The sequence below is a fragment of the Mycobacterium sp. Dal123C01 genome, from assembly GCF_052566995.1.
The window spans coordinates 2606553-2626971 of the sequence record NZ_CP199580.1 but is presented as its reverse complement, the minus strand read 5'-3'; the positions used below and the strand labels follow the sequence as shown (position 1 = coordinate 2626971).

18 protein-coding genes are annotated in these 20419 nt (G+C 66.3%); 4 read left to right on the top strand and 14 right to left on the bottom strand.

Annotated elements, in window-relative coordinates; all coding sequences use genetic code 11:
• Nucleotides 1-21: 21 nt before the first annotated feature.
• The 3 genes from ACTXG5_RS12650 to fdxA all read right to left on the bottom strand — a co-directional run bounded on the left by ACTXG5_RS12650 (nt 22) and on the right by fdxA (nt 3953).
• A complete protein-coding gene (locus ACTXG5_RS12650) occupies nt 22-2382 on the bottom strand; it encodes an amino acid permease (RefSeq protein ID WP_445163967.1) in 2361 nt (786 codons plus the stop codon).
• A 101-nt stretch (nt 2383-2483) separates the two neighbouring features.
• Entirely contained in the window at nt 2484-3584 is a 1101-nt protein-coding gene (dapC, locus tag ACTXG5_RS12645; RefSeq protein ID WP_445163966.1) for a succinyldiaminopimelate transaminase, read from the bottom strand.
• Nucleotides 3585-3626: 42 nt separating this feature from the next.
• Nucleotides 3627-3953 (bottom strand): ferredoxin, encoded by a 327-nt coding sequence (gene fdxA, locus ACTXG5_RS12640; protein ID WP_445163965.1) that lies wholly within the window; start codon nt 3951-3953, stop codon nt 3627-3629.
• Nucleotides 3954-4395: 442 nt separating this feature from the next.
• Between fdxA and ACTXG5_RS12635 the strand changes: the two genes are divergently transcribed.
• On the top strand, nt 4396-4728 hold the full coding sequence (locus tag ACTXG5_RS12635) for a hemophore-related protein (protein ID WP_445164392.1): 333 nt from the start codon (nt 4396-4398) through the stop codon (nt 4726-4728).
• Between the two features lie 20 nt (nt 4729-4748).
• Here the strand turns inward: ACTXG5_RS12635 and ACTXG5_RS12630 are convergent, their stop codons facing one another.
• From ACTXG5_RS12630 to mshB, 4 genes are all read right to left on the bottom strand, one after another.
• Nucleotides 4749-5522, bottom strand: coding sequence for a maleylpyruvate isomerase N-terminal domain-containing protein (locus tag ACTXG5_RS12630; protein WP_445163964.1), 774 nt, complete (start codon nt 5520-5522; stop codon nt 4749-4751).
• 30 nt (nt 5523-5552) lie between these two features.
• Nucleotides 5553-8171 (bottom strand): bifunctional FO biosynthesis protein CofGH, encoded by a 2619-nt coding sequence (locus ACTXG5_RS12625; protein ID WP_445163963.1) that lies wholly within the window; start codon nt 8169-8171, stop codon nt 5553-5555.
• A 60-nt stretch (nt 8172-8231) separates the two neighbouring features.
• The gene (locus ACTXG5_RS12620; RefSeq protein WP_445163962.1) at nt 8232-8696 is read right to left on the bottom strand and encodes a hypothetical protein; all 465 of its coding nucleotides are present in this window, start codon (nt 8694-8696) and stop codon (nt 8232-8234) included.
• A gap of 93 nt (nt 8697-8789) precedes the next feature.
• On the bottom strand, nt 8790-9704 hold the full coding sequence (gene mshB / locus ACTXG5_RS12615; protein WP_445163961.1) for an N-acetyl-1-D-myo-inositol-2-amino-2-deoxy-alpha-D-glucopyranoside deacetylase: 915 nt from the start codon (nt 9702-9704) through the stop codon (nt 8790-8792).
• Nucleotides 9705-9797: 93 nt separating this feature from the next.
• Here mshB and ACTXG5_RS12610 point away from each other — a divergent pair, with 93 nt between their 5' ends.
• Nucleotides 9798-10418: a TetR/AcrR family transcriptional regulator gene (locus ACTXG5_RS12610; RefSeq protein ID WP_445163960.1), complete on the top strand. Its 621-nt coding sequence runs from the start codon at nt 9798-9800 to the stop codon at nt 10416-10418.
• Here the strand turns inward: ACTXG5_RS12610 and ACTXG5_RS12605 are convergent.
• From ACTXG5_RS12605 to ACTXG5_RS12580, 6 genes are all read right to left on the bottom strand, one after another.
• On the bottom strand, nt 10415-12286 hold the full coding sequence (locus tag ACTXG5_RS12605; RefSeq protein ID WP_445164391.1) for an ABC transporter substrate-binding protein: 1872 nt from the start codon (nt 12284-12286) through the stop codon (nt 10415-10417). The two genes, ACTXG5_RS12610 and ACTXG5_RS12605, sit on opposite strands and share 4 nt — an antisense overlap.
• 97 nt (nt 12287-12383) lie before the next feature.
• Nucleotides 12384-14273, bottom strand: a complete 1890-nt coding sequence (gene typA / locus ACTXG5_RS12600; RefSeq protein ID WP_445163959.1) for a translational GTPase TypA — start codon at nt 14271-14273, stop codon at nt 12384-12386.
• Nucleotides 14274-14338: 65 nt separating this feature from the next.
• Nucleotides 14339-15409, bottom strand: a complete 1071-nt coding sequence (locus ACTXG5_RS12595) for a diguanylate cyclase domain-containing protein (RefSeq protein WP_445163958.1) — start codon at nt 15407-15409, stop codon at nt 14339-14341.
• A gap of 111 nt (nt 15410-15520) precedes the next feature.
• The gene (locus tag ACTXG5_RS12590) at nt 15521-15925 is read right to left on the bottom strand and encodes a (deoxy)nucleoside triphosphate pyrophosphohydrolase (RefSeq protein WP_445163957.1); all 405 of its coding nucleotides are present in this window, start codon (nt 15923-15925) and stop codon (nt 15521-15523) included.
• A gap of 7 nt (nt 15926-15932) precedes the next feature.
• Nucleotides 15933-16865, bottom strand: coding sequence for a TIGR03619 family F420-dependent LLM class oxidoreductase (locus ACTXG5_RS12585; protein ID WP_445163956.1), 933 nt, complete (start codon nt 16863-16865; stop codon nt 15933-15935).
• A 53-nt stretch (nt 16866-16918) separates the two neighbouring features.
• Nucleotides 16919-17824: a cyclopropane mycolic acid synthase family methyltransferase gene (locus tag ACTXG5_RS12580; RefSeq protein WP_445163955.1), complete on the bottom strand. Its 906-nt coding sequence runs from the start codon at nt 17822-17824 to the stop codon at nt 16919-16921.
• A gap of 168 nt (nt 17825-17992) precedes the next feature.
• Here ACTXG5_RS12580 and ACTXG5_RS12575 point away from each other — a divergent pair, with 168 nt between their 5' ends.
• Nucleotides 17993-18277, top strand: coding sequence for a 4a-hydroxytetrahydrobiopterin dehydratase (locus ACTXG5_RS12575; protein WP_445163954.1), 285 nt, complete (start codon nt 17993-17995; stop codon nt 18275-18277).
• Here the strand turns inward: ACTXG5_RS12575 and ACTXG5_RS12570 are convergent.
• Nucleotides 18274-19620 carry a mannosyltransferase gene (locus tag ACTXG5_RS12570; RefSeq protein WP_445164390.1) on the bottom strand — a complete coding sequence of 449 codons (1347 nt, stop codon included), beginning with the start codon at nt 19618-19620 and terminating at the stop codon, nt 18274-18276. The two genes, ACTXG5_RS12575 and ACTXG5_RS12570, sit on opposite strands and share 4 nt — an antisense overlap.
• 87 nt (nt 19621-19707) lie before the next feature.
• On the opposite strand from ACTXG5_RS12570, the gene ACTXG5_RS12565 reads away from it, so the two are divergent.
• Nucleotides 19708-20415: a hypothetical protein gene (locus ACTXG5_RS12565; protein WP_445163953.1), complete on the top strand. Its 708-nt coding sequence runs from the start codon at nt 19708-19710 to the stop codon at nt 20413-20415.
• The last annotated feature ends 4 nt before the right edge of the window (nt 20416-20419 follow it).

Sequence of the window (20419 nt, the reverse complement as noted above, 5' to 3'; positions counted from 1 at the left end):
GTCCTTTCCGTTGCGCAAAGATTACGTGTCGCCGCTGTGCGATGCCCCGGGCCTGCCGGCCTCCGCCGGGTCTTCGATGATGTGATAGGCCGGGTCCAGCATCGATAGCGGCCGGTTGCCGGTCTGCTTGGGCTTGCCGATGATCCGCAGCAGCTGACCGGGCTGGATGTCGGCGCCGCCGTGGCCGGGGCGGAACGTAATGCCGATCTCGCCGCTGTGATCGCCGACGACGATCGCCCGCAGGGTGCGCTTGCCCCTGGTGATGTCCTCGACTTCGTTGACCCGTCCTTCGAAGGTGGCGCGGTTTCCCGGAATCAGCCCCGCGACGGTGATCACCGAACGCGACGGGTCGGGATGCTCGTAGGCTTCCAGATCGTCGTCCTCGCTTCGGGCAACCCGTTCGCCAAATTTCTCGAGTTCGCGCGCGATGCGTTGCTCGAAGCGTTCCGGGTATGCCTCCTCGATTCGCGTTTGGACGTCGTAAGGAACGATCGTCGCCGCGGCATCCGGAATTATGCTGACGGCCCGGGCGATCTTGTCCGCCGTGCGATCGTGAAGCAGGCGCCCAAACAGCGGCGCAAAAGTTCGGCGTGGCAGCAGCACCGTCACATTGGTATCCCGATGTTCGTCGCGCGCCTTGGCGACAAACAATTGCGCGGCCCGGATGATCCGCCGGTCCGGACAGTCCACGACTCGCAGCCGGGTGTCGAGTTCGAAGTGATCCCAACGCTTTCGGATTTGCCCCGCGAGTGCCGCGTCGACCATGAAATGCACCGCGATCATTTCGTCGGCCCGTAGTCCTTTGCCGTAGCGAAGCGCTTCGATCACCGCGAGGTCAACCGAGTTCACGAACACAAACACCTTGTGCCGCGCGTACTTCACCAAATCCGGGCGGTCGGTACGAAACATCTCGAGAATGGCCGCCTCGGCTCGATATTCTCGGTTCAGGCGTATCAGGCCGAACACCAGCACGGGAAAGACAACGACTACCAGCCATGCCCCCTCGGTGAACTTCGCGACCGCGAAGATACCGACCACGACGGTGGACAGAATTCCCGCGGACAGGTTGATCGCCAGTCGGCGCCGCCAGCCGGGTTCCCGGCGCGTCAGATGGTGTCTGGTCATCCCGTAGCCGGCCATCGAGAATCCGGTGAACACGCCGATCGCGTAGAAGGGAACCAACGCATTGACCGAGCCGCCGGTGATCACCAGCAACGCCACCGACAGCGCAGTGAGCGCGATGATGCCGTTCGAGAACACCAGGCGATGACCGCGTTTCATCAATTGCCGCGGCAGGAAGCGATCCTCGGCGACGAAGCTGGCCAACGCCGGGAATCCGTTAAAACTGGTATTCGCACCAGTGAAAAGGATGGCAGCCGTTGATACCTGGACGAGAATGTAGAAGACGTTGCCCACTACCCCAGAGCCGAAGACCGCACGCGCCACATCGGACAACACCGACGGATAGCCGGCGACATAAGGGGTGGCGTGGGTGACATGGGCCAGGTAGGCCACACCAGCGAGCAGGAACGCGAGAATGCACGCCATCGCGGTGAGCACCCGACGCGCGTTGAGGCCCTGCGGCTTCCGGAAAACGGTGACGGTATTGGAGATCGCCTCAACTCCCGTCAGCGACGAACCGCCGTTGGCGAACGCACGGAGCAACACCAGGATCGTCGCGCCCATCACCAAGCCGTTGCCCTGATGGACCGGCACCGCTCCGGCGATGTGGGCGGGGTCGTATACCGGTAAATCCCCGAATATTTCGCGGATGACACCTGTCAGGATCATTACGGTGATCATGGCGACGAAGAAGTAGGTCGGCACCGCAAATGGCCGCCCTGCTTCCCGCAATCCGCGCAGGTTGGCATAACAGATGAGGATTACCACGCCGACCGTGATTGTCAGGCTGTACGGACCCAATGCAGGGATTGCCGACACCACCGCAACCGTTCCCGCAGCCGCCTGCACCGCCACCGTAACGACGTAGTCGATCAGCAAGGCCGCGGCGGCGATCTGAGCGATCCGGGGCCCGAAGTTCTCCCGAGCGACGATGTAGGACCCGCCGGCGCGGGTGTAGGTCATCACGACCTGCCGATACGACGCGGTCACCAACACCAGAATCACCAAGATGACGCCGGTGATGGGCAGCAACAGCGCAAAAGCCGCCAACCCGGCCGCCGGCAGCAGTTCGATCAGGATCTGCTCGGTGCCGTAGGCGGTCGATGAGATCGCATCCGGCGAAAGTGCGCCCAGCGCAACCGGATTCGATAGCTTCTCGTCTGCCAGGTCCTCGCTAATCAGCGGCTTTCCCAGGAAGATGCGCTTGGCTATGTCCTCGATCGACAGCGGGATGCGCAGTTTGCTAGCCGAAGTTGTCACGACAACATTCCTTACCCGAGTGCGGAGCGATTGGGTAATGCCTTCGATGCATTGTGCCGGTTGTCCGATTTGCGGGAGACCCGATGTGGGATTTCCCGCAATCAGGACGCGGACGGTGCGGTGAGCCGCTGCACCGCGGCTTCGATGCGCTCGTCGGTGGCGGTCAACGCAACCCGCACATGCTGCCCGCCGCGCGGGCCGTAGAACTCACCGGGCGCCACCAGGATGCCCCGGCCGGCCAACCACTCGACGCTGTCGCGAGAGGGCTCGCCGCGGGTGGCCCACAGGTACAGCCCGGCTTCGGAATCGTCGATGGTAAAACCCGCTGCGCGCAGTGCCGGCGCCAGGACGGCCCGGCGCCGCGCGTAGCACTCGCGCTGCACCTTTTCGTGATCGTCGTCGTCCAGAGCCGCCACCATGGCGGCCTGCACCGGTGTCGGCACGATCATCCCGGCGTGTTTGCGCACCGCCAGCAGCTCGGCGACCAGGCCGGGGTCACCGGCGACAAAACCGGCCCGGTACCCCGCCAGCGACGAACTCTTCGACAGCGAATGCACGGCCAGCAATCCGGTGTGGTCGCCGTCGCAGACAGCGGGATGCAAAACCGAAAGCGGCTCCGCCTCCCAGCCCAGACCCAGATAGCACTCGTCGGAAGCCACCACGACGCCGCGTTCCCGCGCCCATCCGATGACCTTGCGCAGATGCTCAGGGCCCAGGACGCGTCCGGTCGGATTGCTCGGCGAGTTCAGGAAGACCAGTGCCGGGGACTGCGGCCCGAGTTGGGTCAGCGAATCCGCGCGTACCACCTGTGCTCCGGCCAGCCGGGCACCGACGTCATAGGTGGGATAGGCCAGCTCGGGAACGACGACCACATCCGCTTGGCTAAGGCCCAGCAGGGTCGGCAGCCAGGCGATGAGTTCCTTGGTGCCGATCACGGGCAACACGGCGGCCTCGGCGAGCGCGGTGATACCGAAGCGGCGGCCCAGGGCCGCGACCACCGATTCACGCAGCTGGGCAGTGCCGGCGGTGGCGGGATACCCCGGCTCGGAACTAGCGGCGGCCAGCGCCTCTTGGATCACCGGCGCGACGGGATCCACCGGAGTGCCGATGGACAGGTCGACAAGGCCACCCGGATGAGCCCCGGCCAACGCCTTCGCGTCGGCCAAGGTGTCCCAGGGAAACTCCGGCAGGGATGCCGACACAGGCGGCCGGCCCCCCCTGGGCTCCTGCAGCACTGCTCCCCCTCAGTCTCCTTCGCCCTGCGGCGGCAGATCCTTGACCACTTGCGGGTCGTTCTCGGTCATGCCGACCTTCGCCGCGCCCCCGGGCGACCCCAGCTCGACGAAAAAGTCGGCGTTGATCTGTGTGTACTGGTTCCACTGTTCAGGCACATCGTCTTCGTAGTAGATCGCTTCGACCGGACAAACCGGCTCGCAGGCCCCACAGTCCACGCATTCGTCGGGGTGGATGAACAGCATCCGAGCGCCCTCATAAATGCAATCGACCGGGCATTCCTCGATACATGCCTTGTCTTTGATGTCGACGCAGGGTTCGGCGATCGTGTACGTCACGGACGTCTCCTCAACGTTTTCTCGATGTAATGCTCAGTGATGGGCTGCTGTTTGCCTCGTCGCGGCGATTCCCGGCCGCCACAAGCAAAGCTTTCGGTTACTGATACTAGACGTTGCACATACACGTCAACCACTGGCACGCCACGCCGATTGCCCGGTTTCATACGGTCAGTCTCGCAGCCTCGCAGGTCGCCATACCCACAATTCGAACGCGTTGCCGCGATCGCCGAGCGGGAATTCCCCTGACGGTTTCACCCATGTGACGAACATCACGCCGACGTTGATCTGCAGATAGTTACATTCGGGGCGTTGTCTCCGAATAACCGTGAAATAAAAGAACGCCCACCGCGGCTGGTAGCCTCGTCCGAGACGGCAGCCGCTCGGGCTGACCACGTAACCGCCGTCGGGCGGTGCATGAAATCGGGGAAGGTGTCCAAGCATGATGACGCTGTCGTTAAGCAAACTGGCAGCCGCGATCGGTGGTGCTGCAGTCGCATTGAGCGCCGCCGCAGGGGTGGCATCGGCGGACCCGCTGGATCCGATCGTCAACACCACCTGCAATTACGGGCAGGTCATGGCGGCACTCAACGCGACGGATCCGGCAACCGCCGCACAGCTAAACAGTTCGCCATTCGCGCAGAGCTATATCCAGCGATTCCTCGCCGCGCCGCCGCCCAAGCGCGCACAGATGGCCGCGGAGATGCAGAGCAACGCGATGGCCGCCAAATACTTCAACACGATCCAGAACGTCGCGGTCGTCTGTAACAACTACTGAGCCCCAGCGGCGCAGCTCGCTCAGTAGCCGCTGAGCAGTTGCCGTAGTCGGCCCAGAGTTTGGGGCCCGACGCGGCTGCAGATCCGGGATGGATCGGCGGGCCGGCGACCCCACAGCAGCAACACCCGCGCGGCGGCATCGGTTTCCAATGTGGCCGGCCCGTCGGGCTCGGCGAGCCCGATCGTGGTGCGGTCGCTCTCGGCGTCGATCAGGACGTCGTCGGCACCGGGAACTCGTAATCGCGCCTCGATCCGCTCCCCCGGTCGCAGCTGCTTGACTCCTTTGGCCAGCAGCGGTCGTCCGACCGCAACGACGCTGTGCGTCGTCATCCACGGCTCGGCCAACGCGGCCTGGAATGCCGTCGGGACACCGGGGTCACCAGTGATGTCCCAACCGTGCAAAACCAGCTCTTCGCGCATGTGCTCGGCGAACCAGGGGACCTTCATGGTGCGACCGGTCCAGGCGACGTCGGTGTCCTCGGGAACCTCATCGGCCGCGACGGCCACGTCGTTCAGGGTGGCCATCCGGTCCCTGAGCGCGTCCCACAGGTCCGCGTCGTTGAGGTCGCGCAAGGGGCCCTCGCGTTCCTCGAAGCCGCGGGTGCCGACGGGTTCACCTTCCAGATGCGCGCCCAGTACCCGGGCGAGTTCCTCGGCATTTCCGGCTTGGTGAACGACGATGTCGCGAACCGTCCAGGCTTCACACCAGGTACCGGTGTCGGGTCGACGCTGCTGCACCGCATCGACGAAGGGCTGCCACTCGGGGAATCGATCCGTGTCGATGACTCGCTTCACGGCCTCGGGTATACCCGGGGCCCCTGACAACTACGCGGCCAGCGGGCTGTAGGTGGTGGTCCGCTGACGCGCCGGGCGACCGATACCCTCGGCGATCGCGGACAACTCGGCCACACTCTTCGACGACCCGTATTCGGAGCCGGCCATCCGCGAGATGGTCTCCTCCATCAGCGTGCCGCCCAGGTCGTTGGCGCCGCCGTTGAGCATCACCTGCGTGCGCTCTACGCCGAGCTTGACCCAGCTGGTCTGGATGTGAGAGATACGCCCGTGCAACATGATTCGCGCCAGGGCATGCACCGCCCGGTTGTCGCGATGGGTAGGCCCGGGACGCGCCGCGCCGGCCAGATACAGCGGCGAATTCTGATGCACGAACGGCAACGGCACGAACTCGGTGAAACCGCCTGTGCGGTCCTGGATTTCGCGCAGCACGTTCAGATGGGCGACCCAATGCCGTGGACTGTCGACGTGTCCGTACATCATCGTCGACGACGAGCGCAGGCCCACCTCGTGCGCGGTGGTGACGATGTCGATCCACATCGAGCTGGGCAACTTGCCCTTGGTGAGCACCCAGCGCACTTCGTCGTCCAGGATCTCGGCGGCGGTGCCCGGGATGCTCCCCAGCCCGGCCTCGCGCAGGCTGATCAGCCACTCGCGAACACTCAACCCGCTCTTGGTCACGCCGTTGGAGATCTCCATCGGGGAAAACGCGTGCACATGCATCGACGGAACCCGGGCTTTGACGGCGCGCACCAGGTCGGCGTAGCCGGTGACCGGCAACTCGGGGTCGATCCCGCCCTGCATGCACACCTCGGTCGCGCCTTCGACGTACGCCTCCCAGGCACGGTCGGCGACCTCCTGCGCGGACAGCGAAAACGCGTCGGCGTCGCCCTTGCGCTGCGCGAACGCACAGAACCGGCATCCGGTGTAGCAGATATTGGTGAAGTTGATGTTGCGGTTCACCACGAAGGTCACGTCGTCACCGACCGCGTCACGGCGCAGCGCATCGGCCAGCGCGGCAACCGCTTCCAGAGCCGGACCGTCTGCCGTGGCCAACGCCAAGTACTCGTCGTCGGTGCAGGCGGCGGGGTTGCGCTCGGCCGAACGCAGCGCGGCGAGCACGTCGGTGTCGATACGCTCTGGCGCCGCGGCGGCAAGCTCGTGCACGTGCGCACGGATCGATTCCCAGTCGCCGAAAGCACTGTCGAGATCGCTGCGCGCCTCGCTGTTGCGGCCCTGGGTGTCGATCTCGGAATTGAGATCGACCCGCCCGGTTGACTGCGCGTCGTCGGGTTCCTGCCAGGGCATGCCCGTGGGGTTGACATCGCGTGCCAGGCCCGTCGCCGGATCAGCCAGCGCCACAACATGACCCCGCACGCGTGGGTCGATCCACGCGGCACCGGCCTGCACGTATTTGGGCTGCGCGGTCAACCGCTGGACCAAGTCGAATCCCGCTTCGGCCGTCACGGCGTCCAGCTCGTCCAACGCGGGCCACGGCCGTTCCGGGTTGACGTGATCGGGCGTCAACGGTGAAACACCGCCCCAGTCGTCGACTCCCGCGGCGACCAGCGCCAGGCACTCCTCGCGGGACACCAGATTCGGCGGCGCCTGGATACGCATGCCGGGGCCGAGTACCAGCCGGGCAACCGCCACCGTCGCCAGGTATTCCTCGAGGCCGGCGTCGGGAACATCGGCCATCGCGGTGTGTTGCTTGGCCCGGAAATTCTGCACGATCACTTCTTGGACGTGCCCGAACTCCTTGTGCGACTTCCGAATCGCATGCAAGGTATCCGCGCGTTCGGCCAGCGTCTCGCCGATCCCGACCAGCAAACCGGTGGTGAACGGAATCGACAACCGCCCCGCGTCGGTGAGCACTCGCAGCCGCACCGTCGGGTCTTTGTCCGGGCTGCCGTAGTGCGGAAGCCCTTTCGTCTCGAACAGCCGTCGCGACGTCGTCTCGAGCATCATGCCCATCGACGGCGCCACCGGCTTGAGCCGCGACATCTCCGACCAGCTCATCACGCCCGGATTCAGGTGCGGCAGCAACCCGGTTTCCTCCAGCACCCGGATCGCCATCGCGCGCACATAGGACAGCGTCGAATCGTAGCCGCGCTCATCGAGCCATTCGCGCGCCTCGGGCCAGCGATCCTCCGGCCGGTCACCGAGGGTGAATAGTGCTTCCTTACAACCCAATTCGCCGCCACGCCGGGCGATGTCGAGGATCTCGTCGGGCTCCAAATACATGCCTGCGCCCTGGCCGCGCAACTTGCCCGGCACGGTGACAAAGGTGCAGTAATGGCAGCTGTCCCGGCACAGATGAGTGACGGGGATGAACACCTTGCGCGAGTAGGTGATCGCCAACCGTCCGCGCGCGCCCCGGCGTTCGGCCGACTCCAGACCCGCATCGCGCACCCGCGCCGCGCTCGAACACAAGTCGACCAGGTCGGTACCGCGGGCGGTCATCGCCACGGCCGCCTCGTCGACATTGAGGGCGACACCGTCGCGGGCCCGGCGCAGCACGCGCCGCAGCGCGGACGCGCTCGCCTTGGGCGAAACGACAGGATTCGGCAGAGCGGTGGGCTCGTCGCCCGGAGTCAGCAGCACCTTGGTGTAACTTCCCCACGATCGAATTTCATCCGCGCGTCCCAACATCTAAATTTCGGCAGCAATAGCTGTGCCATATGCGCAACAGTAGCGCCAGGCCGGTACGCGTCAGCCGTAGTGGTGGCCGCGCCGCCACATCACCAGGACCGGCGGTGTCACCCCCAGCACGATCAGCACCAGAGCGCCGTAGGCCATCACGCCGCTACCTCCCAAAATGATGTCGTCGGCGGGACCTCCCATGCTGATCACCGCCACGGTCAGCAACCACGTCCACAGCGGCAGCGCCGCCACCCGCGCCGACCCGGTCCATCGGCCGGCGGCCCAGACCAGGGCCGCGTTGACCAAACCGCTGATCAAGCCGCTGATCGGAAACGGAATCGTGCCGATGTAGAACGGCAGCAGCAGGGCCCCGGCTAGTGCGGATAGGACCCCGTCGACGGCCAAGAGTGCCAACACCACGACGCGAATGGCAGGGTCTGTCGTGCTCGCGTCCTCCACGGACGCGGCGCGTGGCTTGGTTTCGGTCAGGTCGGGACGCTGTCGACGTTCGACAGAATCGAGCCGATGACCCACTGCAGGCTGTCGAGTCGGTCCTGCCAGTGCTGCATGTTGGGGTCCATGTCCGGGTCCATGCGAATTCCTTCCCCTGGCTGCCTCTTTCGCAGCCTACCGCGTCGCTACCCCGTCAAGATCGAGTCCCGCGAGCAGATCCGTTTCCCAGCCCCGCCCATCGCGTTCCCCCGCGGAGCCGGCAACGAGAACGTAATGCTCGTCGCCGAGTATCGGGAGCGCCATGTTGTTCGACAGGGCGCAGGTCCGCCCGGTCGGGCCGACGATCACCTGGGTGGCGTGGGCCGCGAGCGCCGCAATCTTGGCCGCCAAGGCTTCCGGTGGAGCCTGCACGACGGCGTCGATTGCGTCGTCGGAATACCCGAAGTCGAATTCCTCTTGCGGGGGGATCGTCCACCCGGGCAGCAGATCGCCGGGATCCAGGGCGTGCCACCCCGCCATGAACGCATCGACTGCGAGAACCGTCCAGTAAAACTTCGGCACCACCCACGGCTCGCCGGCATAGTCGGCCCCTTCGAGTCCAGGGCCGGCTGCCGCGACCGCGGCGGTGGTGACGGTATGGGCCTGGATGTGGTCGGGGTGCCCGTATCCACCGTTGGGGTCGTAGGTGACGACGACGTGCGGGCGCTGCCGGCGAATGATGGCGACCAACGCCCCGACGGCCTCGCGTTCGTCCGCGTCGACGAATCGCTGACGGCGCCGCTTCTCGGTACCCACCATGCCCGAGTCGCGCCAGCGTCCCGCGCCGCCGAGGTAGAGAGGTGCGCCGATGCCCAGCGCCTGCAACGCCGCGGTGAGTTCGCCGATGCGGTAGCCGCCGAGTTGGTCCGCACGATCGACCGCGAGCTCGGCCCAGCGATCCCCGATGACCTCGCCCTCCTCGCCGAGCGTGCAGGTCACGACACTCACCTGTGCCCCGCGGGCGGCGTAGTACGCGATCGTGGCGCCGTTGCTGAGGCTCTCGTCGTCGGGATGTGCGTGGACGAACAACAGCCGCGGAGTCTCAGGCATGGACGCACCCTACCCGCAGCCGACCGGGTAATCTCGGTCGTTGTGTCGCACCAAGGCGCCCCAAATAGGAACGCCGACGGCTACTATCGACCAATGCCGCAAGCCACCCAACCAGCGCCGAATGGCGTCCGGAGCCGCCGGCGCGGCGAGGTGCTCGAACGCGCGCTCTACGAGGCCACGCTGGCCGAGCTGGCCCAGGTCGGATACGGCGGGCTGACGATGGAAGGCATCGCGGCACGCGCCCAGACCGGCAAGGCGGCACTGTACCGGCGCTGGGCGAGCAAGCACGACCTGGTGCATGCCGCTCTGGTTTTCGCGCTACCCGCGGTGCCCGAGCCGCGCTCGGGCCGATCGGCCAGGGATGCCCTGCTGACGCTGTTCATCTCGCACCGTGACGTGTTGGCCGGCAAGACCCTGTTCCCCGGCCTCGACACCATCCATCAGCTCTTGCACGAACCCGAGATGCGCATCATCTTCGCCGACGCCGTGGTGGCCCCGCGCTTGAAGATCGTCGACTCGATCCTGAAAACCGCGATCGGCGACGGCGACATCGACGCGGCCACGATCACCCCGCTGACCGCACGCATCGGACCGGCGTTGATCAACCACCACTTCCTGCTGACCGGGGAACCGCCGAATCGGCGGGAACTGGCCCTGATCGTCGACACGGTGATCCCGCCACGAGCTTCAGGGACAGCGGCCGGCCCGGTCTAGGGTCCGGTTTTCACCCATTGACCGGCGTCGCCGACGATGCCTACCGGCACCGCGCCGGAGAGGCTCACGTTCTGCACACTCGGACCCGCCCCGACAATCGTGGTGTCCTGCAGGATCGGCAGCACGGTCGACATGTTCCACAGCCGCGGTTCCACCGCGGTGATCACGTCGTTGATGCTCTTGGTGCCGTTGAGGGCGGCATCGATGTTGGACTGGAGGCTGCGATCGCAGATCCCGGAGAGGTTCGACGGTGCCTGCACCAACGCGCCGGGCTCGGGCGGACGACTGGGCGCCGTCGGCGTGGGCGTCATCGAGGTGCTGGCCGGCCCGGCCGGCGGGGTCGAGCCGGCGGGTGTCGAAACCGGAGCGCTGGACGGCGCAGTGGCGGTCGGTACCGCCGTCGCCTCCAGCGCGGGGCAGCCATAGCGCGATGCCAGCAGCGTCGCCAGGTTTCCTCCGGCCTGATGCCAGCCGACAATGGCGTCCACTTGGTTGTTGTTCAGCGCGTCGCGATACAGCAGCACCGGATCCAGCGCCGACACCGACGCTGCGATGCCGACGTTGCGCAACTGGTCGGCGGCGGTGTTGGCCACCGCCACCGAAGTCGGATCGTTCGACGCCACGCCGATCACCAGCGACAGCTGCTTGCCGTCCTTGCTGATCCGGCCGCGGATCACTTCCGGCGGCCCGGTACTCGTCGGGGTGGTCGTGGCATCGGGCGTCGGTGACGCCGTCGCGCCGTTCTCGATCTGGTAGCCGGCCGCTGAAAACAACGCCAGGGCAGCCTGTTTGGTGATCGCGGGTGGTGCGGTCGGTTCGTAGCCGGGATCGCTGGGTACCCGGATCTGGGCCTGGTCCAGCGAGATCGTGTTGTCGCTGCCGGCGCCCACGGAGGCGAGCAGGTCGACATCGAGCAATCCCAAAATCGCCTTTCGGACCTGTGCGTCGGCCAGCTTGGGCTGGTTGGCGCGCAGCGTGAGCTGCATGACGCGCGGTGTCATGATCCGGGCGGTCCGCACGTCCGGGATGGCCGATAGCTGAGCGAAGGACGCCGAGCCGCCGTGCACCTGGGCCACCTGAGTGTCGCCGTTGCGTACCGAGTCGGCCAGCGCCGCCGGCGAACCGGCCCGTCGGAACTGGATCAGAGCGGGTTTGGCAGGCGGTCCCCAATAGCGGTCATTGCGGGCGATCAGGATCTCGTCGCGCTGCGGGTCGATGTTCTCCACCCGGAATTGCCCGCCGGTGACCGTCAGCGACCGGACCAGTCCGGCCGCGAAGCCGCCCGGCACATCCTTGACGATGTGCGCCGGCAGCAGATCGCTGAACAGTTCCTTCCATGCCGGATACGGCTGCGCGAAGCTGACGACGGCCTGCTTGCCGCCCTCGAGCGACTGCACGCCGGTGATCAGGTCATAACCGGCCGGATCGACCACCCCGGGTTGGGTGACCATCTGATGCCACAGGTACCAGAAGTCGTCGGCGCCGATCGGGGCGTTGTCGGTCCACTGCGCCTCGGGCCGGATCTTGTAGGTCACCGTGAACGGGTTCTGGTTGGTTACCTCGGCGGACACCAACAGGGTCGGGTCCATCTCCCACCGCGAACCGGTGGGCGTGCTGGGGTCGGGCACCGGCCGAAATGCGCTGGGCAACACCAGGGCACTGATCGCGGCGTTCACCGGCGACAGATCGGACAGCAGATGCGGGTTGAACCCGGCGCCGATCGAATCGATGCCCATGATGATCTGGGTGATCCGCTGCGGCGGCGGCGGCGTGTTGTGCGGCGTATCCGTGCTTTGCGGCGCCGGCGGCGGGCTCACCGTACAAGCCGCCAGCGTCAGGCCCACCACCGCGAGCAGCACGCCGGCCATCACCAAAATGTGGCGGGCTCGGTGCAGCACGACCATCAGGGTATCGACCGCCTGCCCGGTGGCTGCGCGAATCCTGCGGGCGAAGGGCAACAACAAGCTAGCCCCGAGCCTTGGCTCGCGCCTTGCTGCGCGCACGGGAGGTGGCGTCCAGCTCCGCCTTGCGGACCCGGACGATCTCCGGAGTCACCTCGACGCATTCATCATCGGCGCAGAATTCCATCGCCTGCTCGAGGCCGAGTTCCAGCGGACGGGCGAGCGTCTCGAAGACGTCGGCCGTCGACGAGCGCATATTGGTGAGCTTCTTCTCACGGGTCGCATTGATGTCGAGGTCCTCGGCGCGCGGGTTGATCCCGACGACCTGGCCCTCGTAGGTGTCGTCGCCCGGCTCGACGAAGAACTGCCCACGATCGGCCAGTTGGGTCAACGCAAATGGCGTGATCTTGCCAGTCCGGTCGGACACCAGCGATCCGGTGTGGCGGGCCCGGATCTCACCAGCCCACGGCCGGTAGCCGTCGAACACGGCGTTGGCGATGCCGGTGCCGCGGGTGAGAGTGAGGAAGTCGGTGCGGAAGCCGATCAATCCGCGGCTGGGCACGATGAAGTCCATCCGGACCCAGCCCGCGGCGTGGTTGGTCATCTCCTCCATGCGACCCTTGCGGCCCGCCATCAGCTGGGTGATCGCGCCGACGAATTCTTCGGGGCAGTCGATCGTCATCGCCTCGAACGGTTCGTGCAGCTTGCCGTCGACCGTCCTGGTGACCACCTGCGGCTTGCCGACAGTGAGCTCGAAACCCTCCCGGCGCATCTGCTCTACGAGCACCGCCAGCGCGAGCTCACCACGGCCCTGCACCTCCCAGGCGTCGGGCCGGTCGATGTCGACGACCTTGATCGACACATTGCCGACCAGTTCGGAGTCCAGCCGCGACTTCACCATCCGGGCGGTCAGCTTGTGTCCGGACACCTTGCCCGCCAACGGCGAGGTGTTGGTCCCGATCGTCACCGAGATCGCCGGCTCGTCGACCGTGATCCGCGGCAGCGCGTGCGCATGCTCGGTGTCGGCCAGCGTGTCGCCGATCATGATCTCCGGAATGCCTGCGACGGCGACGATGTCACCCGCGATCGCCTCGTCGGTGGATGTCCGTTCCACGCCCTCGGTGACGAGTAGCTCGGTGATCTTGGCGTTGGTGATGACCGGATGGCCGTCCACCTCGCGCATCCAGGCCACCTGCTGACCCTTGCGGATCCGGCCCTTGTAGATGCGGATGAGTGCGAGTCTGCCGAGGAAGGCCGAGGCGTCGAGGTTGGTCACCAGCGCCTGCAGCGGCGCCTCGGGGTCACCCTGCGGCGGCGGGATGTGCTCGAGTAGCACGTCGAACAGCACGTCGAGGTTGTCGCCGTCGGGGTTCTCGCCGTTGGCGGGTTGGGTGGTGCTGGCGATGCCCGCGCGCCCGGACGCGTACAGCGTCGGCAATCCGAGCGCGTGCTCGGCGGCCGTCTGCGCCTCTGCGTCCAGGTCGGAGGCGACGTCGAGCAACAGGTCGTGGCTGTCGGAGACGACCTCGGCGATGCGCGCATCGGGCCGGTCGGTCTTGTTCACCACCAAGATGACGGGCAGATGCGCCGCCAGTGCCTTGCGCAGCACGAACCGGGTCTGGGGCAGCGGCCCCTCGGACGCGTCCACGAGCAGCAGCACACCGTCGACCATGGACAGCCCGCGTTCCACCTCGCCACCGAAGTCGGCGTGTCCGGGGGTGTCGATGACGTTGATCACGACCATCGTTCCATCCGGGTTCTTGCGGTGCACGGCGGTGTTCTTCGCCAGGATGGTGATGCCCTTTTCCTTCTCCAGGTCACCGGAGTCCATCAATCGTTCGACGACGTCGTCACCACGGTGGGTCAGGGCGCCGGACTGCCTCAGCATGGCGTCGACCAGCGTCGTTTTGCCGTGGTCTACGTGCGCGACAATCGCGACATTTCGAAATAGCACGTCGGTGATTGTGGCAGCGGCGACCACGGATAGCGAACCGGCAGCTGGGTGGGAGGGCGACGCTACTAGCAGCCGGTGCTCTGCAGCGCCTGATTTCCACCGCGGCGCTTGGCCGCATACATCGCGTTATCCGCGAGGACAACGAGCTCTTCGACGAGATCGCCCCCATCGCTCGTGCACAGCCGGTGCAGTTCGGCGCTAGCGGTGCCGATGCTGGCCGTGATGCCGGACGGAAGTTCGGCGATCGCCGCGCAGAACCGTGCGGCAAGGGGCGCGACATCGGCGCTGGTGCACGTCAGCGCGACGAGAAACTCCTCACCGCCGGCACGACAAACGATTGCGTCGGCAGGAGCGCTATCGCGCAGTAGTCCGGCCACTACTTGCAGGAGGCGATCGCCGGCTACGTGACCGCTGGTGTCGTTGACGCGCTTGAAATCGTCGAGATCGGCCATCATCACCGCGAGATGGGTGTGCGCGGCAGCGTGGTGGGCCAGGCGGACAGTGACCGATTCGGTGAAGGCCCGTCGGTTCAGCAAGCCGGTCAGCGCATCTTGCTCGGCGCGCTGCACGTACGTCGCCATGGCTTGCGTCATGCCCCAGATAATGAGCGGGACCGAAATGTTCGGACACCAGATCAGCCACAACGCCGCGGCCGCGGTGGCGAGATCGGCTCTCGCGGCCAACCGCAGCACTGCGATCGTCGCGGCCGCGGCGACGACCACGCCGTTGAGCATTAACAAGCGTGGGCTGTGAAACAGCGCGATGTAGCCTCCGGGGACCACGAGGGCCGCACAAGCCAGCGCAGCAAACGCCGGATTGGGCTGGACAACACTCCAGCCACCGGTGGCCAGCACGCCCGCTATCGCGATGATGCGGGATTGCCGCCGCGTAGGCCAGTGCCTCAGCCAGAAGACGACCGAACCGAGAGCGAACGCGACGGTCAGTACGCCGATGATCACGCCTGTGGCGCTGGGCCGGCGCTGCGCGGCCAAGACACTAAGCGGCACCCACGCGGCGGACGCGCAGACGACCGCGAGGATGACCTGCGCCGATCGAAGCAGGTCACGCTGGCGCAGAAATGTCGTCACCCAGTCGAACTGGTCGGGCTGGTTCCACCAGGACGTCAGCCGCGGCATCGGTGAGATGACCTTCGCATCGCGGACGGAATCATCAGGATGGACAATTGCTTTGCAACGTAGCAAACGTAGGTCAAGGGTTGCGCGCTGACAACAGTGCGCCGAAAGCCTTTACGATGCCGTCAAAAGCGCTTCGGCCAGATCTGGCAACCATCCGCGATCGGCGGGCACCCAGTCGACGTCGGGCAACTCGGCCGCCGTCACCCAGCGCAGCGCCCGGTGGTCGTGCGCGTGCGGTTCGCCGGCGACCAGGCGCACCCGATAGGCCCGCAGCGTTGTCGTGGCATTCAGCGAGATGTCGTCGCCAAGCCGATCCCCCACCACCACGTCACCGACCTCAAGGCCCAACTCCTCGGCCAGCTCGCGGGCCAGCGCTGCACGCTCGGTCTCACCGAGCGCGACCTTGCCGCCGGGAAGTTCCCAGCGGCCGGCCAATTCCGGCGGCCGGACGCGTTGTGCCACCAAGACGGTGGCCCCGCGGATAACGGCTCCGGCCACGACGATCTGGGCCGGCATGGCCGGGTCAGGCTCCCACTGCGCCGCGGACCGCTTCGACGAATGCGCGCAGGTCGCGTTCGCCAGTCCCCAAGCGCACCGGCCAGTGCGTCAGCCTCAGGTCCGTGACACCCGCTTTCGCCTGCGCCACCGCATCCGCCGCGACGGTGGCCAGATCCGGCCGGTCATCGGCGTGGGCCTTGACCCGCAGTGAGCCGCTGACACCGAACCCATGCGGATCGCCACCGGCACGTTCGACCGCCGCACGCATCCGCCCGATGCCGTCGGCGATGTCGCGGGCGTCCTGACCCCAAGGGATCCAATACTTTCCGAAACGCGCGAGCCTGCGGGCGACGGCACGATTGACCGTCCCGCTGACCCAGATCGGCACTCCGCCGGGCTGGACGGGTTTGGGCATCTGGTGTATCCGGTCGAAGGTCAACTCGGGTGAGGAGTAGCTGACCTCGTTCTCCCGCCACAACCGCGTGCACACCTCGAGCGTCTGATCCAGAATTGCTCCGCGCTTGCCGAAATCGACTCCGGCCACGTCGTATTCCTCACGCTGCCAGCCGACACCCACCCCGAGATCGACACGGCCACCTGACAGAACATCCACGGTGGCAACGGTTTTGGCGAGAACCGCGGCGGGACGCAGGGCGGCGAGCAGGATGTTGGTGCCCAACCGGATGCGTTCGGTACGCGCCGCGAGATAAGTCAGGACCGTGAGCGGCTCCAGCCAGACTCCGTCCGGCCCGGTGGGCTGGCGACCCCCGGCCGTTCCGCCCACCCCGGGATCGGAGTATGCGTCCATATGCATGCCGAACGCGATGTGCTCGGACACCAGCAGGCGGTCGAACCCGGAGTTCTCCAGCACGCGCGCCCAGTCAGTGAGGTGCTCCCAGCTGGCCGGCGCCTCGGCCGAGTAGGAGGGAATTCCCATCGAGAGCTGTATCGAGGCCATTGGCGCAGGTTAACCGATCGGCAGCGGCCGATCGCCAACAGCATCGACGGGGTCTACTTGCTGAGCGTGAACTGGCAGACGTCGATGTAGCCGGCCCGGAATGCCCAGGCGCAACCGGTCAGATACCTCATGTATCGCTCGTACACCTCTTCGGACTGAATCCTGATGGCCTCGCTCTGGTGTTCCTCCAATGCCGCGGCCCAGAAGTCCAGCGTCCTTGCGTAATGCAGCCGCAGCGACTGCCGGCGCGCCAGATTGAAACCCGCCTTCGAGGCGTGGAACTCCACCATCTCTATCGGCGGCAACTGGCCACCGGGGAAGATCTCGGTGCCGATGAATTCCGTGAAGCTACTCAACTCTTCGGTCATCGGCAGGCCGTGTTCGAGCATTTGCTGCGGCGTCAGCATGGTGATCGTGTGCAGCAGCATCACCCCGTCATCGGGCAGGATGCGGAAAGCCAGCTCGAAGAAATCGTCGTACCGGTCGTACCCGAAGTGCTCGAACGCACCGATGGAGACGATCCGGTCGACGGGCTCGTCGAACTGTTCCCAGCCTTGTAGCAACACCCGCCTGCTGCGTGGGGTGTCCATTTCATCGAGAAGCTTCCGCACGTGGGCGGCCTGGTGTTCGGACAATGTGAGGCCGATGACGTCCACGTCGTACTTGTCGACCGCCCGGCGGATCGTGCTGCCCCAACCGCAGCCGACCTCGAGCAGCGTCATCCCGGATCGCAGCCCCAGCTTGCCCAGTGCCAGGTCCACCTTGCGGATCTGCGCCTCTTCGAGGGTTATGTCTCGTAGGCGATCGAAATACGCGCAGCTGTAGGTCATCGTGGGGTCGAGGAACAGCCGGAAGAAATCGTCAGATAAGTCGTAGTGTGCCTGCACTTCTTCGAAGTGCGGCGTCAGCTTTTCTGCTGCCACGGCGGCCCCCCGCCTTTCTGCTGGACTCCCGGCCATTCCCCTGGTTCACGAGGTAGCCATTGCCCTGGTTCACGAGGTAGCCATTGCCCTGGTTCAACACGGCTTCCCGAAGCCGCCCGAACCGAACTCCAGGATGCGCGGTAACCCCCGGCCGCGCAACGCCAACGCGCTGCCGGTCCGGCGCGCGGCGGTACGTTGAGGGGTATGGCTGTGTTGACGGATGACCAAGTAGATGCCGCACTGTCCGACCTCGACGGCTGGGAGCGTACCGACGGAGCCTTGCGCCGCTCGATAAAGTTTCCGAGCTTTTTGGCCGGTATCGACGCGGTGCGCCGGGTGGGTGAGCACGCGGAAAGCAAGGATCATCATCCGGATATCGATATTCGTTGGCGGACAGTGACTTTCGCGCTGGTTACGCATTCCGAGGGCGGTATCACCAAGAACGACGTTGAGATGGCGCGCGACATCAACGGGATCGTCGCCGGCTAGCCCAACGGCGGTGCGGCAGGTGCTTCAGACTGCTCAGAACTCGCCGGATCGGACCCGGCGGCACGCTTACCGGAGGCGGCGATAAGGATCAAGGTCGCCATCGCCGCCACGGTGTAGGCCAGCGCGGCCCAGGCCAGGTACCACGGTCGGCTGATCTGCCAGATGTTCGGCTGCGCGAACAGCAGCAGCCACGGCACGCCGATGAGGGTCAGCACCAGCCAGCCCCAGCCCGCGATCCGCCTGCCGGGTCGCTGCGGCCCATGGATCAGCCAGATCATCAAGGGCACCAGCCACACCCAGTGGTGGGTCCACGAAATGGGCGACATCAGCAGCCCGAACAGCTCGACCACCAGCAACCTGCCGAGCCGATCCGGGGAGTCCAGGGCGCGCCACGCCAGGACGGCAAGTACGGCCGTGACGGCGATCGCGGCCAAGACCAGCGGGCCGAAGCCGGCGTCGTGGCCGAGGATCCGGGAAATACCGCCGCGCCAGGATTGATTGATCGACGTGGCGATGGGTCCCACGCGATGTGCGTCGCCGAGTAGATCGGTGAAGTAGTAGCGGGTCTGATCGCCGACGATCAACACCGACAGCCCAACGGTGGCAAAGAAGACGACCGCCGAAAACGCGGCCGCGGCATACCGCCGGACACCGACGAGGTAGACACCCGCGATGGCCGGCGTCAATTTGATCCCCGACGCCACGCCGATCAACAGCCCCGACAGCCACCAGCGCGAGGTGGAGACCGCCCAGAGCACGCCCAGCATCAAAAAGACGTTGATCTGCCCATAGTCGAAGTTGTTGCGCAGCGGCTCAATCCAGATGGTGATCGCCGTCCACGCCATCGCGACGCGGTGGCCGGTGCCGTTGGGGACGCCCAACAAGCGCTGGCTGATCCGAACCGAGCCGTACAACGCGGCCATCATGGCGACCTGCCATAGAAAGCCGGCCAAGCGGAACGGCAGCAGATGCAGCGGGTAGAAGACGATCGCCGCGAACGGCGGGTAGGTGAACGGCAGCGGGAAGTCCGGCGTGTGCTCGGCGTACACGAAGCTGTACAGGGTGCCCGGATGGTCCAGAGCGGCCGCGCCGCCGAGATATACGTGCAGGTCGACGAAGTTTGCGCCGTTGGGCCCCAGGTAGGTCACGCCGAGTCGCGCGGCGATGCTCAGGATCAACAGGAGCGGCGCGGCGGTGCTGATCAAACTCGCCAGTCGCCGGGAGATGGGTACCGCCGGGGCGGCCGCAGTGGTGTCTATCTGCCTGACTTTAGCGATCGCGGCAGCTCGGCGGGCGCGTCCCCGCCCGTCTTGGTAACCGCCGTCACTCGTATCCGTAACGATCAAATAAATGCCACACGTGTCACTTGAGTACCACCAGCATCAAAGTAGCTTCAGGCCGTCACCTGTTGTCGATCCCTTGGGGGAGCAATGCCAACCATCTGGACTTACGCGAAAGCCGCCGCCGTTGTCGTCGGTTCGTCCGCCGCCCTACTGACGGGCGGAATCGCCCACGCCGACCCCGCGCCGATTCCCGACCCCGGCCTGCAGAACATCCCGCAGCAGCTGATCGCTTCGGCGGCCAACGCTCCGCAGATTCTGCAGAACCTCGCCACCGCCCTCGGCGCCCAGCCGCCGCAGGCACCGGCCAGTCCCGGCATCACCTTCCCGGGTATGCCGTCGGCCGCGGCGCCCGCGGCTTCTGCCCCGGCGGGGATCCCGTCGATTCCGGGTCTCACGCCGGCCGCCACCGCGCCGACCGCCCCCACCGCGGCCAGCCCGACGATTCCCGGGCTGGGCTCGATTCCCGGGTTAACGCAGTCGACTCCCGCCGCTCCGGCGGCGAGCTCGGGTATCCCCGGACTCGGCTCGATCCCGGGCTTGACGGCGCCGGCAGCACCTGCCTCCGCCGCCGCACCGGCGTCGTCTCCGCTATCTCAGGTGGCGAACGTCAACATGCCGGCACTGCCCGGCCTGCCCGGCCTGCCGCTGAATGTGCCACCGAAGCTGTCGCTTCCGGGCGATCTGCCGGCGCTGGCCACGGGTGCCGTTCCGGGGACACCGGCCGCGCCGGTCGCACCCGCGCCGGCTGCACCTGCGCCGCTGGCGGCACCGTCGCTGTTCTCCGCCCTGCCCTGAGCAA